Raw genomic sequence first — 503 nt, 5'->3', positions numbered from 1 at the left:
CCCGGCATGGACTCCCCCGAGATCCAGTACCTCATGGACCGCCGCCGCGCCCTCGGCGGCTTCGTCCCCGAACGCCGGCCGGACCACGCCCCGGTGGAGCTGCCTGACCCCAAAACCTATGAGGTGGCCAAGCGCGGCTCCGGGAAGCAGCAGGCCGCCACCACCATGGCGTTCGTCCGCCTGCTCAAGGACCTGCTGCGGGACAAGAAGTTCGGCCACCGCATTGTCCCGATCGTCCCGGATGAATCCCGTACCTTCGGTATGGACGCGTTCTTCCCCTCGGCAAAGATCTACAACCCGGACGGCCAGGGCTATCTCTCGGTGGACCGGGACCTGGTCCTTGCCTATAAGGAATCGGCCCAGGGCCAGCTCATCCACCCGGGCATCAACGAGGCGGGGGCTGTGGCGGCGTTCACCGCCGCGGGCACGTCCTACGCCACGCACGGCGAGCCGCTGATCCCGATCTACGTCTTCTACTCGATGTTCGGTTTCCAGCGCACCGG

1 pseudogene is annotated in these 503 nt (G+C 67.0%); it reads left to right on the top strand.

Features of this window, described 5'->3' with window-relative positions:
• A pseudogene (locus tag AC6EUH_RS18315) lies at positions 1-503 on the top strand (pyruvate dehydrogenase (acetyl-transferring), homodimeric type); the annotation flags it as partial.

The sequence above is a fragment of the Arthrobacter sp. 001422645 genome, assembly GCF_059816125.1.
Note: the sequence above shows the minus strand (reverse complement) of the source record. Positions and strands in the feature narration are given on the sequence as shown.